The sequence below is a fragment of the Streptomyces sp. NPDC002206 genome, from assembly GCF_053593595.1.
In genome coordinates, this window is record NZ_JBSFCW010000001.1 from 12,479 (window position 1) to 27,870 (window position 15,392).

General features: G+C 70.6%; 11 protein-coding genes. 10 read left to right on the forward strand and 1 reads right to left on the reverse strand.

The features are described 5' to 3' along the window. Nucleotides 1–20: 20 nt before the first annotated feature. From ACWCP8_RS00055 to ACWCP8_RS00100, 10 genes are all read left to right on the forward strand, one after another. A complete protein-coding gene (locus tag ACWCP8_RS00055; RefSeq protein WP_451113791.1) occupies nt 21–842 on the forward strand; it encodes a nucleotidyltransferase in 822 nt (273 codons plus the stop codon). Between the two features lie 231 nt (nt 843–1,073). Next, nucleotides 1,074–1,673, forward strand: coding sequence for an RNA polymerase sigma factor (locus ACWCP8_RS00060; protein ID WP_451113792.1), 600 nt, complete (start codon nt 1,074–1,076; stop codon nt 1,671–1,673). Further along, the gene (locus tag ACWCP8_RS00065; RefSeq protein ID WP_451113793.1) at nt 1,670–2,599 is read left to right on the forward strand and encodes a zf-HC2 domain-containing protein; all 930 of its coding nucleotides are present in this window, start codon (nt 1,670–1,672) and stop codon (nt 2,597–2,599) included. Before ACWCP8_RS00060 ends, ACWCP8_RS00065 begins: the two co-directional genes overlap by 4 nt. 10 nt (nt 2,600–2,609) lie before the next feature. Continuing rightward, on the forward strand, nt 2,610–3,413 hold the full coding sequence (locus tag ACWCP8_RS00070; RefSeq protein WP_451113794.1) for an ABC transporter ATP-binding protein: 804 nt from the start codon (nt 2,610–2,612) through the stop codon (nt 3,411–3,413). Further along, the gene (locus tag ACWCP8_RS00075; RefSeq protein WP_451113795.1) at nt 3,410–4,720 is read left to right on the forward strand and encodes a hypothetical protein; all 1,311 of its coding nucleotides are present in this window, start codon (nt 3,410–3,412) and stop codon (nt 4,718–4,720) included. The genes ACWCP8_RS00070 and ACWCP8_RS00075 overlap by 4 nt, the downstream gene beginning before the upstream one ends. Beyond that, entirely contained in the window at nt 4,717–5,325 is a 609-nt protein-coding gene (locus ACWCP8_RS00080) for a hypothetical protein (RefSeq protein WP_451113796.1), read from the forward strand. The genes ACWCP8_RS00075 and ACWCP8_RS00080 overlap by 4 nt, the downstream gene beginning before the upstream one ends. A 111-nt stretch (nt 5,326–5,436) precedes the next feature. Continuing rightward, a complete protein-coding gene (locus ACWCP8_RS00085; RefSeq protein WP_382828617.1) occupies nt 5,437–6,129 on the forward strand; it encodes a spermidine synthase family protein in 693 nt (230 codons plus the stop codon). A gap of 235 nt (nt 6,130–6,364) precedes the next feature. Continuing rightward, complete coding sequence (locus ACWCP8_RS00090) at nt 6,365–7,102, forward strand: response regulator transcription factor (RefSeq protein ID WP_267001914.1); 738 nt, start codon at nt 6,365–6,367, stop codon at nt 7,100–7,102. Further along, a complete protein-coding gene (locus ACWCP8_RS00095) occupies nt 7,099–8,175 on the forward strand; it encodes a HAMP domain-containing sensor histidine kinase (RefSeq protein WP_352266435.1) in 1,077 nt (358 codons plus the stop codon). The genes ACWCP8_RS00090 and ACWCP8_RS00095 overlap by 4 nt, the downstream gene beginning before the upstream one ends. A gap of 259 nt (nt 8,176–8,434) precedes the next feature. Next, complete coding sequence (locus tag ACWCP8_RS00100) at nt 8,435–12,274, forward strand: multifunctional oxoglutarate decarboxylase/oxoglutarate dehydrogenase thiamine pyrophosphate-binding subunit/dihydrolipoyllysine-residue succinyltransferase subunit (protein ID WP_352266434.1); 3,840 nt, start codon at nt 8,435–8,437, stop codon at nt 12,272–12,274. 90 nt (nt 12,275–12,364) lie between these two features. On the opposite strand, the gene fxsT is transcribed toward ACWCP8_RS00100, so the two are convergent. Further along, nucleotides 12,365–15,361: an FxSxx-COOH system tetratricopeptide repeat protein gene (gene fxsT / locus ACWCP8_RS00105; protein WP_451113797.1), complete on the reverse strand. Its 2,997-nt coding sequence runs from the start codon at nt 15,359–15,361 to the stop codon at nt 12,365–12,367. Between the last annotated feature and the right edge of the window lie 31 nt (nt 15,362–15,392).

The following is a 15,392-nucleotide window of genomic DNA, read 5'->3' on the forward strand; positions in this document are numbered from 1 at the left end:
CTCCGGGGGAGAGTGTCCATATGGGTGACACTGAGCTGCGCGACAGAGGGCTCGCCGAAGACGGGACGATCAGACGCGAGGGCTCGCTGAGCCGCATACCGGCAGCGTTCGCCCCCGTGGTCGAGGCGGCCCGCTCCCGTATCACCGAGGCGTTCGGCGCCACGCGGCTGCACAGCGCCTACCTCTACGGCAGCATTCCGCGGGGCACAGCCATTCCCGGCGTCTCGGACCTGGATCTGCTGCTGGCCCTGCGCGACGGACCGACCGAGGCCGACCGGGCCACCGCCCGCTCCGTCGAGGCCGCGCTCGACGCCGCGTGCGGCCCGGTCGACGGCGTGGGCATCCTCCTCTTCGGCGCCGACACCCTGCTCAGCGAACTCGAACGCCACGACATGGGGTTCTTCGTCGCCTGCCTCTGCACCCCTCTTCTGGGCGACGACCTCGCCACGCAGTTGCCCCGCTACCGCCCCACGCCCCTGCTCGCCCGTGAGACCAACGGCGATCTGTGTCTGTCGCTCCCCCGCTGGCGCAGCCGGGCCGCCGGAGCCACCACCGACGCGGAACGCAGGAACCTCAGCCGCGGCGTCGCCCGCCGTATCGTCCGGTCGGGCTTCACCCTGGTCATGCCGCGCTGGGGCGGCTGGACCAGCGACATCGAGGAGTCCGCGGAGATCTTCGGCCGGTACTACCCCGAGCGGATCGAGCAGATGCGCGTCGCCGCGGCCACCGGCCGCACCCCCTCGACGGACCCGGCAGTCCTCACCATGCTCATCGACGACCTGGCGCCGTGGCTGGCAGCCGAGTACATCGCGGTGCACGGCGAGAAGGCGCCTCGCCCTTGAGCTGACCGGCCGCACCGGCGCGGTGGTGCAGCAGCGGTCGGCAGGCCACCCGGGCAACAGGGCGGGGCGATGCCCCCGCGGGTGAACGGCGTCCCGATGACGACGGCAGCAGTGGCAGCGGGGGCGCATCACCGCGTACCTCTGCCGCACAATCCTGTCCGCACCGTGCAGGGCACCCGCCGCGGATGAACCGACGAGGGACCGCCCTCCGATAGAGGGGATGTGAGGCTGATGCGCCCCTCGGGGGAGAACGGGACCGGCGATGACAACGCGCTGCTGCGCGCCGTCGCACATGGGGATGCGGCGGCTCTCGCCGCGCTCTACGACCGGCATGCCGGCTGGCTCTTCGCCCGGCTGAGCCGCCGGTGCGCGAACCCGGAGACCGTACGGGAAGTACTGCAGGACACGTTCGTCACCGCGTGGCGGTCCGCCGGTGCGCACCGCGGCGGGCAGGCGGGCGGCTGGTTGTGGGTGATCGCCGCCCGCCGCCTCGTCGACGCCCAGCGCGCCGAGGCCCGCACCGAACGCGCCACCCGGGCCGAGCAGGCCGGGGCTACCGGCCGGTCCGCTGCCGCCCCGTCCGCGGAGGAACGGGTACTGGCCGGTCTGGAGTACGGCGATGTGGGCGCGGCGCTGGACCGCATCTCGCCCGAACTGCGGGAGGTCCTGCGCGCGACGGTCATCGACGGCCTGACGACCCGCGAGACCGCACAACTCCTCGGCATACCCGAGGGCACGGTCAAGACCCGGGCGATGCGCGCCCGGCGTGAACTGCGCGCCGCCCTGGACCGGCTGTCGCCGGGCGGCGAACCGCTGGGAGGCATGGCATGACGGGCTGGCATGTGGGCGCCCGGCTGGCGCAGCGGTACGCGTCGGGTACGGCGGCGGAGACCGAAGCCTGGTCCCTGGAGAAGCACGTCGAGGCGTGCGAGGGGTGCGCGGCACGGGTGTCGGCGGCGGTACGCGGACAGGGGGCCGCGGCGGCGGTGGTCGACGAGGTACGGGCGGCGGTGGTCGCCGCGGCGGGACAGACGGATCGGGCGGAGGCGGCACGGGGGTCCACGCGAGTCCCGGCGTCCCCTCCTCCGTCCGCGACCCGCCACTACCGCACTCCCCTCCTCGCCCCCGCTCTCCGGGCCGCCGGGCCCGCGCTGCGTGGCCCCTGGCTGGCGTCCGTGCTGCTGATGGCGGCCGCGGCCGTCGCCCTCGCGTACGGCGCCCGGAGCGGAACCGGGGCGGTGGCCGGTCTCCCGGCCCGTCAGCTGCTGCTCCTGATCGCGCCGGTGCTGCCGCTCGCCGGGGTGGGCGTCGCGTACGGGCGGCACGCGGATCCGGTGTACGAACTCGCCGCCTCCACCCCGTCCGGCGGGCTGCGTCTCCTGCTGATCAGGACCGCCGCGGTCCTCGGCCTGAGCGTGCCGCTGCTGACCGCCGCAGGGGCGGTGCTGCCCGCTTCGGCCGGTGCGCCCGGTGCCGTCGCCTGGTTGCTGCCGGCCGTCGCCATGACCCTGGCTGCGCTGGCGCTGGGTTCGTACACCGGGTGTCGTACCGGTGCCTCATCCGTCACCGCGGCCTGGGCCCTTGCCGTCGTCGTGCCGTCCGCCGGGGCGCCCCTGGGCCCGGAGGCCCTGGCCGACGGAGCGGCGCGTTATCTCGCCGGGCCCTTCGCGCAGAGCGGCTGGGCGGCGGGGGCGCTGCTCTGCGCCGCGCTGCTGGCCGTACGCCGTCGATCCTTCGACCACCTGGAGAAGCTGTGAGCGTGAACCCATGAGCACCGTGACAGTCCGAGGAGCCAGGACCGTCCGCGTCACCGGGCTGACGGTCCGCCATCGCAGAAGGACTGCGCTGGACGCCGTCGACCTCGATTTCGCTCCGGGGGTCCATGGGCTGCTGGGGCCGAACGGGGCGGGCAAGACCTCGCTGATCCGGGTCCTCGCGACCGTCGCCGCACCTTCCGAGGGCAGGGTCGAACTGCTGGGCAGCGAGGTCGGAGCGGTAGCGGACCACCGCAGCCGCTCGGCCGTCCGTCGTCGTCTCGGCTATCTGCCCCAGGAGTTCGGCTACTACCCGGGCTTCACCGTCCGCGAATTCGTCGGTTATGTCGCCTGGCTCAAGGAGATGCCCGCCACGCAGGTTCCGGAGGCGGTGGAACGGGCCGTGGCACGGGTCGGACTGACGGACAGGATCGACGCGAAGGTGAAGACCCTGTCGGGCGGCATGGTGCGGCGCGTCGGCATCGCGCAGGCGATCGTCAACGATCCGGACCTCCTGCTGTTGGACGAGCCGACCGCCGGCCTCGACCCGGAGCAGCGCGTCGAGTTCCGGGCGCTGCTGCGTGAACTGGGCGAGACGTCCACGGTGATCGTCTCCACGCACCTCGTCGAGGACGTCGCAGCGGCCTGCACCGAGGTGACACTCGTGGAGGCGGGCCGGATCGCCTACCGCGGCACCACCGCCGAGCTCACAGCGATCGGCAGCAACGGGGTGGACGACAGCCCCGGCGACAATCCCATCGAACGGGGCTACGCCGCCGCGCTGCGAGCCCACCGCACCACGGTGGCGGACCGATGACCGGCACCCTGACACGCATCCGGGACACGGGCACCGCACTCGCTCGTACGCCGCTGGGCACCGAACTGCGGCGTGGCATCCCACCATGGACCGGCGCGGCCGTCACGCTCACTCTCCTCGTCACCCTGGGTGCGAAGGCGGACCAGTGGCAGGGCGGCTGGGAGGAGACCCACGGCCAGCTGCGCTCTGCGAGCACTCTGCTCTGCGGCCCGCTCACGGCGGCGGCCGCCTGCTGGCAGGGCGGCCGTGAACGCCGCGCCCGCACCGCCGAACTGCTGTCCGGCGTCCCCCGCAGCCGGCTGCGCCGGGCCGTGACGGCGGCGGCGCCCGTCGCCCTGTGGGCAGCGGTGGGGTATCTCGTCGCGCTGGCGGTGCTGGTGGCGGCAAATCTGCCGTACGCGGCCGGCCGCGGTCCGTCCCTCCCGCGGGCCGTCTCGGACGGCTGCTTCCTGGTCTCGATCGCCCTGATCGGTTTCGTCGTCGGCCGGCTGTCCCCGTGGCGGCTGACCGCACCGGTTCTGGCGGTCTGCACGTACGTCGGGCTGGGCATCCCCGCCTATCTGCAGTCAGAGTTCCGCTACCTGAGCCCGGGCGAACAGGCCGAAGTGGAAGTGTCCGTACCGGTCTGGTGGTTCGCCCCGGTCATGGTGGTCTGGCTGGGCGGTCTGGGCCTCGCCGTACTGCTCGGGTACGCGGCACGGCGCCGGTTGCTCGCTGTCGTACCGCTCATCGTGGCGGTCGCCGCCGGGGCGCTCATCGTGCGGACCGGCGACGAGCTGTGGCGGGACGACCCCGTGGCGGCCAGGCGGATCTGCACGGACGGCGTCCCGCAGATCTGTGTGAACGGGCACGACGGCCCGATGCTGGCGCAGGTTTCGGACGCCCTGAGCGGCATGCTCTCCCGGCTGGACGGGGTCCCGCACGCACCGACGCGGTACGTGGAGTACGGCGCACGTCCAGGCAGCGGCGACGTACCGCTGCCGGACCTGACGCTCGGCTGGGGCGTCGTACGCAACAAACTGGTCGATCCCCGGGCATATGCGCAGGGTGCCGCGTCGCAGCTGATGATGCGGGACTGCCCCGCGGAGACCAGAAGGGAGAGCAAAGAATTCCTGCGCGTGTACCGCACCGAGTCCGCTGTGCGGAAGTGGCTGTCCCCCGAGAGCGACCCCGGGCGCAAGGACCCGCAGGTCGAAAATCGCCTGGCCCGTCTCCGAGCCATGCCGGACACCGACCGGAGGGCCTGGCTCGGCCGCTACCTGACCTCCCGGCAGAGCTGCGACCCGGCGGAGGTGCCGGCCCTGTGAACAGCACCGCGCAGGGACCGCTCCTCTACATCCGCTCCCGCGCCCTCCCCCAGACCACCGCCACCCTGACCGCGATCGTGCTCGTCGCCGCCTGGGCCGCGGACCGGCTGCAGGACCACTTCAGCCACACCGGGCGCGTCCCGGTCCTGGTGCTCGCTCCGCTGCTCGCCTCCGCCGCGATCTCCACCAGCATGCACGCGTACACCGCCGAGCTGGACCGGACCGCCGTACGCCCCTGGTGGCCGCGCCGGCTGCTGCATCTGCTGACCCTGACCGTGTTCGCCGCCGGGGCACTCGCGCTGGCGGTGCCGGGGCATCCCGAGGCGTTCGGCGCGCCGGGGATGGTGCGCAACGTGCTCGGGGCGACCGGGGTGGCGGCCGGGTCGGTGGCGCTGATCGGTGCCCGGCCGAGCTGGCTGCCGATGACGGTCTACGGCGGAGCGGTCTACCTTGCGGCGCCCCGCACTCCGGGCGGCGCGGCCGCCGTCTGGGCCTGGCCGATGCAGCCGGGGCCGCAGGGGGCTGCGTGGGTGGTAGCAGTGGCGGCGTACCTGGCCGGGGCGGCGCTCCTAGTGGTGCGCGGCGCACGGACCGAGCCCCGGTGACCACACCCTTCGACTCCTCGCGCCCCACCCGGATCCACCGATTTTGGCCCCGCCCGCGCCGTCCGACGAGGATGGTGGGAATCCATCCGCCGCCTACCGGAGACCGAGGACATGCCGACCGCCGACCGCCGCACCGCTCACAGCCCCGTCACACTCGACCGCCGCGAGGGACCGTACGGGGAGGTCGTCCTGCGGGAGCGGGGAGACGACTTCGAGATCATCGCCAATGGGTGCTTTCTGATGGACACCGCGGACGGGCGCTCCGAACGGCTGCTGATCGATGCCGCACTCGCCGCACTGCCCGCCGGGCGGACGGATCCGGCAGTGCTCGTCGGAGGGCTCGGGGTCGGCTTCTCGCTGGCGCATGCCGCCGCCGAGCCGCGCTGGGGGCGAATCGCGGTGGTCGAGCGGGAACAGGCGATCATCGACTGGCACCTGGACGGGCCACTGGCCCGGATCTCCGCTGCGGCGCTCGCCGATCCGCGGACGGCGGTCCTGGCGACGGATCTCGTCACATATCTGCGTACGACTACGGACCGTTACGACGCGTTGTGTCTGGACATCGACAACGGACCGGACTGGACCGTCACCGAGGACAACGGAAGTCTCTACTCCGCTTCCGGCCTGGCGGACTGCCGGGAACGGCTCAATCCGGGTGGGGTGCTGGCGGTGTGGTCCGCGCAGCCGTCCGCCGCCTTCGAACAGGCCCTGCAGAATGCCGGATTCAGTGGGGTAAGGACGGAAGAGGTGCATGTTGCCCGAGGCGTGCCCGACGTGGTTCATCTCGCACTTCGGGACGGCTGAGGTTCCCCCGCCGGGTATCCGGGGCCCCGGACGCCCGGGGGCCAAGCGCCACAAGACAGACACTCCGCCGCCTGCTTGCGTCCAACCCGTTCCCGTGCCGTTGCACCCTGCGTAGCCGGGAACAGTCTGCTGGCTCTACGCTGCTGAGCGGCAAACGGGATCACCCACGAAATTCACAAGCGAAGACCGTGCGTCCGGGGGAATGACCCCCGCGAGAACGGGCAGGGGCGGGGCGATGGAACAGACACACACCACCCACAACGGTGTCGCGGCCACCCCGGGCGCGCAGCGCCGGGTGCTGGTGGTCGAGGACGACGCGACGATCGTCGACGCCATTTCCGCACGCCTGCGGGCCGAGGGCTTTCTGGTGCAGACCGCGCTCGACGGCCCCGCGGCCGTCGACGCGGCCGAGGCCTGGCAGCCCGACCTGATGGTGCTCGACATCATGCTTCCGGGCTTCGACGGCCTGGAGGTCTGCCGCCGGGTTCAGGCCACGCGGCCGGTTCCGGTGCTGATGCTGACCGCCCGGGACGACGAGACCGACATGCTGGTCGGTCTCGGTGTCGGCGCCGACGACTACATGACCAAACCGTTCTCCATGCGTGAACTGGCGGCCCGGGTGCATGTCCTGCTGCGCCGGGTCGAGCGCGCGGCGCTGGCCGCGGTGACGCCGCGCAGCGGCATCCTGCGCCTCGGCGAGCTGGAGATCGATCACGCCCAGCGCCGGGTCCGGGTGCGCGCGGAGGACGTCCACCTGACGCCGACCGAGTTCGACCTGCTGGTCTGCCTGGCCAACACGCCGCGCGCGGTGCTCTCCCGGGAGCAGCTGCTCGCGGAGGTCTGGGACTGGGCGGACGCCTCCGGCACCCGTACCGTCGACAGCCACATCAAGGCGCTGCGCCGGAAGATCGGTGCGGAGCGGATCCGTACCGTGCACGGTGTCGGTTACGCCCTGGAGACCCCGGCGCCATGACCCGGCCCGGCTCCGGACTGCGCCCCTTCTCGATCAAGGCCAAGCTGGGCACGCTGGTCGTGGTCTCGGTGTTCATCACGACCGGGCTGCTGATGGTGGCGGTGCGCACCAGGACCGAGCTGCGGTTCATCACGGTGTTCTCGGTGATCGCGACGCTGCTGATCACCCAGTTCGTGGCGCATGGGCTGACGGCGCCGCTGGACGAGATGACGAGGGTGGCCCGGTCGATCTCGCACGGCGACTACACCCGACGGGTGCGGGGCGCGGGCCGGCGGGACGAGCTCGGCGATCTGGCGCAGACGATCAACCTCATGGCGGACGATCTGGAAGCCGTGGACCTGCACCGCAAGGAGCTGGTGGCCAATGTCTCGCATGAGCTGCGCACGCCCATCGCGGCGCTGAGAGCCGTCCTGGAGAACGTCGTGGACGGGGTCTCCGCCGCTGATCCGGAGACGATGCGCACGGCGCTGAAGCAGACGGAGCGGCTCGGCAGGCTGGTGGAGACGCTGCTGGACCTGTCCCGGCTGGACAACGGGGTGGTCACCCTCAAGGCCCGCCGTTTCGAGGTGTGGCCGTATCTCTCGGGCGTGCTGAAGGAAGCGAACCTCGCCGCCTCGCACCGCCGGCTGTCCTCCGGCTCCGGGAACCACACCCGCACGGACGTACATCTGCACCTGGACGTGTCGCCGCCCGAGCTGACCGCGCACGCGGACGCGGAGCGGCTCCACCAGGTGGTGGCCAATCTGATCGACAACGCGGTCAAGCACAGCCCGCCGCACGGCCGGGTCACGGTGCGGGCACGGCGCGGCGCGCTGCCGGAGTCGCTGGATCTCGAGGTCCTGGACGAGGGTCCGGGCATTCCGGAGTCCGAGCGGCACCGGGTCTTCGAGCGTTTCAACCGTGGCAAGGTGGCGTCCCCGCACGGTCCGGGCAGTGACGGCGGTACGGGCCTGGGCCTGGCGATCGCCCGTTGGGCCGTGGATCTGCACGGCGGTCGCATCGGAGTGGCCGAATCGGCTCGCGGTTGCCGGATCCAGGTCACCCTTCCGGGGATCTCTCAACCGCGCAGTTGACGCAGGGACCGAACCGGAAGGGCACGTTCTACGAGTGGTCCCACGAGGGGATATGGTCCACGTGGCCGTTGCCACGGCCACGCGTACCCGGAGTGAAGCGGAACCACGCTTGTTTCCCGCCATTTCCAGCGCCGAAACCCGCTCTTTGATGTGACTTGCACGACGAAGACCGGCCCGGTCTGCATGGAACGGTCAAGGAGGCGTAGCCTTGATTTCCGCTGTCCATCACCTTGTGAAGCGGAAGAGGGCGGTTGCCGCCGTGTCGTCTCAGTCCCCCAGTAACTCGAGCATCTCGACCGACCAAGCCAGCCCGGGTGCAAACCCGGCTGCCGCTTTCGGCCCCAATGAGTGGCTCGTCGACGAGATCTACCAGCAGTACCTCCAGGATCCCAATTCGGTCGATCGTGCCTGGTGGGACTTCTTCGCCGACTACAAGCCGGGTACGTCCGGCACGGCGGACAAGCCCGTTCCCGGCGCCGCAGCCGCGGGGGCTGCGGTAACTCCGGCCCCGGCTGCCACCGCACCGGCGCAGACCGACCACACCGCGCCGGCCGCTCCGGCGCAGCCCGTGGCCCAGGCTCCGGCTCCGGCCGCCGCACCCGCCGCACCGGCGGCGCCCGCGGTTGCCGCACCCGCTGCCCCGGCCGCTCCGGCGAAGGCCGCGCCCGCGGCACCCGCCGCGCCGGCCGCGAAGGCCCCCGCCAAGGCGGCCCCGGCCACCGCGGCGGCCGAGGGCCCCGAGTACGTGACGCTGCGCGGTCCGTCCGCCGCCGTTGCGAAGAACATGAACGCCTCGCTGGAGCTGCCGACGGCCACGTCCGTCCGCGCCGTTCCGGTGAAGCTGCTCTTCGACAACCGCATCGTCATCAACAACCACCTCAAGCGCGCCCGCGGCGGGAAGATCTCCTTCACGCACCTCATCGGGTACGCGATGGTGCAGGCCCTCAAGGCCATGCCGTCGATGAACTACTCCTTCGCGGAGAAGGACGGCAAGCCGACCCTGGTCAAGCCGGAGCACGTCAACCTCGGTCTGGCCATCGACCTGGTGAAGCCGAACGGCGACCGCCAGCTGGTCGTCGCGGCCATCAAGAAGGCCGAGACGCTCAACTTCTTCGAGTTCTGGCAGGCGTACGAGGACATCGTCCGCCGCGCCCGCATCGGCAAGCTCGGCATGGACGACTTCACCGGAGTCACCGCCTCGCTGACCAACCCCGGCGGCATCGGCACCGTCCACTCGGTGCCCCGCCTGATGCCCGGGCAGGGCCTCATCATGGGTGTCGGCGCGATGGACTACCCGGCGGAGTTCCAGGGCACCTCCCAGGACACCCTGAACAAGCTGGGCATCTCGAAGGTCATGACGCTGACCTCGACGTACGACCACCGGGTGATCCAGGGCGCCGCCTCCGGCGAGTTCCTGCGGATCCTGGCCCAGCTGCTGCTCGGCGAGAACGAGTTCTACGACGAGATCTTCAAGGCGCTGCGCATCCCCTACGAGCCGGTCCGCTGGCTCAAGGACATCGACGCCTCGCACGACGACGACGTCACCAAGGCCGCGCGGGTCTTCGAGCTGATCCACTCCTACCGGGTCCGCGGTCACGTCATGGCCGACACCGACCCGCTGGAGTACCGCCAGCGCAAGCACCCCGACCTGGACATCACCGAGCACGGCCTCACCCTGTGGGACCTGGAGCGGGACTTCGCGGTCGGCGGTTTCGCCGGCAAGACGATGATGAAGCTCCGCGACATCCTCGGTGTGCTGCGTGAGTCGTACTGCCGCACCACCGGCATCGAGTTCATGCACATCCAGGACCCGAAGCAGCGCAAGTGGCTCCAGGACCGGGTGGAGCGTCCGCGCCCGAAGCCGGAGCGCGAGGAGCAGCTGCGGATCCTGCGCCGTCTCAACGCCGCCGAGGCGTTCGAGACGTTCCTGCAGACCAAGTACGTCGGCCAGAAGCGGTTCTCGCTGGAGGGCGGCGAGTCCGTCATCCCGCTGCTCGACGCCGTCATCGACTCCGCCGCCGAGGCCCGCCTCGACGAGGTCGTCATCGGCATGGCCCACCGCGGCCGGCTGAACGTCCTGGCGAACATCGTCGGCAAGTCGTACGCGCAGATCTTCCGGGAGTTCGAGGGCAACCTCGACCCGCGGTCGATGCACGGCTCCGGCGACGTGAAGTACCACCTGGGCGCCGAGGGCACCTTCACCGGTCTGGACGGCGAGCAGATCAAGGTCTCGCTGGCCGCCAACCCCTCGCACCTGGAGGCGGTCGACCCGGTCCTGGAGGGCATCGCCCGCGCCAAGCAGGACATCATCAACAAGGGCGGCACGGACTTCACGGTCCTGCCCGTCGCGCTCCACGGCGACGCGGCCTTCGCGGGCCAGGGCGTCGTCGCCGAGACGCTCAACATGTCGCAGCTGCGTGGCTACCGCACCGGCGGCACCGTGCACGTGGTGATCAACAACCAGGTCGGCTTCACCGCCGCGCCGGAGTCGTCGCGTTCCTCGATGTACGCCACCGACGTGGCGCGCATGATCGAGGCGCCGATCATCCACGTCAACGGCGACGACCCCGAGGCCGTCGTCCGGGTGGCCCGTCTCGCCTTCGAGTTCCGCCAGGCGTTCAACAAGGACGTCGTGATCGACCTCATCTGCTACCGCCGCCGCGGTCACAACGAGGGCGACAACCCGGAGTTCACCAACCCGCAGATGTACACCCTGATCGACAAGAAGCGCTCGGTGCGCAAGCTGTACACCGAGTCGCTGATCGGTCGCGGCGACATCACGCTGGAAGAGGCCGAGCAGGCGCTCCAGGACTTCCAGGGCCAGCTGGAGAAGGTCTTCGCGGAGGTCCGCGAAGCCACCTCGGCTCCGGCTCAGACCCATGTCCCTGACGCGCAGCCCGAGTTCCCGGTCGCCGTCACCACCGCGGTCTCCCAGGAGGTCGTGAAGCGGATCGCCGAGTCCCAGGTCAACATCCCGGAGCGGATCACGGTCCACCCGCGCCTGATGCCGCAGATGCAGCGCCGTGCCGCCTCGGTGGAAAACGGCACGATCGACTGGGGCATGGGCGAGACCCTGGCCATCGGTTCGCTGCTGATGGAAGGCACTCCGGTCCGGCTCGCCGGCCAGGACACCCGCCGCGGCACCTTCGGTCAGCGTCACGCGGTCCTCGTCGACCAGGTGACCGGCGAGGACTACACCCCGCTGCTCTACCTGGCCGACGACCAGGCCCGTTACAACGTCTACGACTCGCTGCTCTCCGAGTACGCGGCGATGGGCTTCGAGTACGGCTACTCGCTGGCCCGCCCGGAGTCGCTGGTCATCTGGGAGGCCCAGTTCGGTGACTTCGTCAACGGCGCGCAGACCGTCGTCGACGAGTTCATCTCCTCGGCCGAGCAGAAGTGGGGCCAGACCTCCGGCGTCACGCTGCTCCTGCCGCACGGCCACGAGGGCCAGGGCCCGGACCACTCGTCCGCCCGCCCGGAGCGCTTCCTGCAGATCTGCGCGCAGGACAACATGACGGTCGCCATGCCGACGCTGCCGTCGAACTACTTCCACCTCCTGCGGTGGCAGGTGCACAACCCGCACCACAAGCCGCTGATCGTCTTCACCCCGAAGTCGATGCTCCGTCTCAAGGCGGCGGCGTCGAAGGTGGAGGAGTTCACCACCGGCGGCTTCCGCCCGGTGATCGGCGACGACTCGGTCGACCCGAACGCGGTCCGCAAGGTCGTCTTCTGCGCCGGCAAGGTCTACTACGACCTGGAGGCCGAGCGCGAGAAGCGCGGTGTCACGGACACGGCGATCATCCGTCTGGAGCGCCTGTACCCGCTGCCGGGTGCCGAGCTCCAGGCCGAGATCGCCAAGTACCCGAACGCCGAGAAGTACCTGTGGGCGCAGGAGGAGCCGGCCAACCAGGGCGCCTGGCCGTTCATCGCCCTGAACCTGATCGACCACCTGGACCTGGCCGTCGGCGCCGACGTCCCGCACGGGGAGCGCCTGCGCCGCATCTCGCGGCCGCACGGTTCGTCCCCGGCGGTCGGCTCGGCCAAGCGGCACCAGGCGGAGCAGGCTCAGCTGGTCGCCGAGGTCTTCGAGGCCTGATCAGCGGCTGTACGAACCGGAAGGCCCGGCCCCGCGAGTGATCGCGAGGCCGGGCCCTCCGGCGTGTGCGGGGTGTAGCCCGCCGAGGTGTCAGATGATCTGCGGCTCGAAGTCCCAGAACGGACGGGTCCGGGAGCGCGCCGAGATCGTGTGCACGTGCTGGGCGCCCAGCGTGGCAACGAGGTCGCCCAGTGCCTCGGTCTCGACCTTGTCGGCGCGTTGGTTGTCCCGGATGCCCCGCAGATCCGCCGCGTGTGCGATCCGGGTGGAGAGCGTCAGCGGATGGGTCCGGCCGAGGGTCTCGGTGGCCCGCGTGACACAGGCATCGGTCAGCGCGGCGGCGGACTCCGGGTCGCCCACCAGATTGCGCAGCGCCGAGGTATTGATCGCGCACCCCAGCGTCCATGGGTGGTTCTCGCCCACGGCCTGCGTCATCTGGTCGAGCGCTTCCTCGGTGAGCATGTGGGCATGGTCCCGCTCGCCGACACTGCGCAGGATCAGAGCGTGGTTGGAGCGGGTTCCCGCGACGTACGGGTGATCCTCGCCGAGCATCGTGGTGTAGCCGTCCACTGCGTACTCGCTTATGGTCCTGGCCTGGTCGATGTCGGCGTGCTCGCGCGCGAAGAAGCTCTGGCTGGCCGCGAACATCAAGGTCAGCGGGTCGTTCTCGCCCAGTACCCGCTCACAGCGCTCCAGAATCCTGGTGAACGCGGGTGCGGCCTTGCCTCGTTCGCCGCTGCGGTAGCGGCAGAGAGCGAGGTTGTGCTCGGCGAGCAGCGTCTGCGGGTTGTCCTCACCGAGGACGATCCGGTGCACCCGGGCGCTCTGCGCCTGGAGCGATTCGGCTTCGCTGTAGCGGCCGAGCAGCCGCAGGTCCGTGGCGTAGTTGATCTCGGAGATGAGGGTCCAGCTGTGCCGTGCCCGCAGCAGCTGCCGCCGCGCCTCCAGAGTGCGCCGGTTGAGCTCCCGGGACTCCTCGTACCGGCCGAGCAGCCGCAGGGAAATCGCCAGGTTGTTCTGGGCGTTGACGGTTCGGGAGTCCGTGTCTCCGAGTAGTTCGCGGTAGGTGGAGAGGATCCAGCCGGACATCTCCAGCGCCTCCTCGTAGCGGCCGAGACCCCGCAGGTCCGCCGCGAGGCCGCTGGCGGCCCGCAGATGCTCGAGGTCCTGTCCGCCGCGCTCGGCCCGCAGATGGTCGACCACAGCCCGCTCCATGGCCTCGGTGCCCGCGTAGTCGCCGACGGCCCGCATCAGGTTGGCAAGGTTGTAACTGAGGTCCCAGAGCCGGGGGTGGGTTCCGCCCAGCAGGTCGCGCCAGGCCGTCATGGCCCGCTCGCCGAGCTTGATGCCCGCCCGGTACTCGCCCGAGAAGTACATGTAGCGCAAACAGTTGAGGACCAGGGTGTGCACCGCGGGATCGGTGCTCTCCAGGACGTCGGCCCACTTCAGATGCGGGGTGATCTCGGCGTACGCGGGCCACTGGGTGGCGTCGATGGGCCGGCCGGGGTCCGCGCCCGCAAGAGCACGACGGACCACGTCGATGAACTCCTTGCGGTCCCGCTCCGGCATGTCCTTGCCGACGATCTGGTGGACCATGCGGTGCAGATAGAGCGACTCCCCGGTGGACGAGGCCTCCTCGTCCACCGACTCATGGGACTCCAACCGGACCACGGAATACTGCCGCAGCTGGCTGATCGCCCGGTTCCACAGCAGCGGATCGTTCATCAGACCGGTGAGCTGTTCCGGCAGCTCACCGGGCGGCATCTCCTTCAAAAGCCGTACGGGAATGGAGCCGGGTGCGAAGAAGCTGCACAGGCGGAGCAGGTCGATGGACTCGGGGACGGTCTCCTTGAGCTTGTTCAGCAGTATCGACCAGGCCGTTTGGAAGGCGACCGGAAAGTCCCTGGAGACCTTGACGACGTCCTGGTCGATGCCGCCCTGGAGGAGTTCGATGTACTCCTCGATCGACATGTCGGAGTCGTTGAGCCAGCCCGCCGTCTGGTCGAGCAACAGTGGGAGATCCTCCAGCGCCTCGGCCAGCTGGTCGGCTTCGGTGTGCGTCAGCCGTGGAGCGCGGCGGCGGATGAAGGCCACCGATTCGTCCCGGCGGTAGACCGGTACTTCGAGGAGGTTGCTGTTGTGCTCGCCCCACTCCGGGTTGCGTGAGGTGATCAGCACGTGTCCCGGTCCGGTTGGCACCAGGTCCCAGATCTGTTCGGGCTCGTCGGCTCCGTCGAGGACGAGTAGCCAGTGGGAGTGCGGTTCGCCGCGGCGCAGCGCGTCCCTGACCGCACGCAGCCGTTCACCGTACTCGGCGCCGGTGGACAGTCCCAGCTCCGGTGCGAGTTCGGCAAGGTTCTGCCGGTAGATGGCGCGGCGGTCGGCGGGCACCCACCAGACCACGTCGTACTCGGCACCGAAGCGGTAGACGTACTCGGCGGCCAGCTGCGTCTTGCCGACCCCGGACATGCCGTGCAGCGTGACGACGCCCGCGCCGGGACCCGCCTCCTGAAGTGCGTGGTACGCCTCGTTGAGCAGCCCTTCACGGCCGGTGAACCGAGTGTTGCGGCGCGGCACCCCGCCCCACACCTCGGGGGTGTCGGCCGGGAAACGGGGCGCGGGCTTCGCGTCTGCGGGCCTCGGCACCGGGCCGGCGGTGAGGTCGAGGCGGGCGAGCATGCGCCGCTCGGCCTCTTCCGCACCGACGTTGGTCAAGTCGGCTGCGGCGAAGACGGAGGTGGCACCAGGCATGGTGGCGGTGGTGATGGAGACGGCCACGAAGCGATCGGCGTCGGGGGCGACCACCTCACGGAGCGCCTTGTTCCACTCGCCCTGGCTGCGGGGGCCCAGCTGGAAGTACCAGTCGCTGAGAATGACGAGGATGCGGCCGGGGGCAAGCATCAGGTCCCGCAGCGAGTCCTCCAGCGGCGTTTCCACCGGGGGATCCCAGCGCTGGAACACGACCCGTACACCACGCCGTTCGAGACGGTCCCCGATCCAGGCCGCCCAGGCCCGGTTGAACCCGGCGAAACTGATGGTGACGGTGGACGTCCCCGTTGCTCCAACTTGCTTACGCGCTGCGGGCATTCAACCGTCTCCCTGCATCGATACAAGCCCA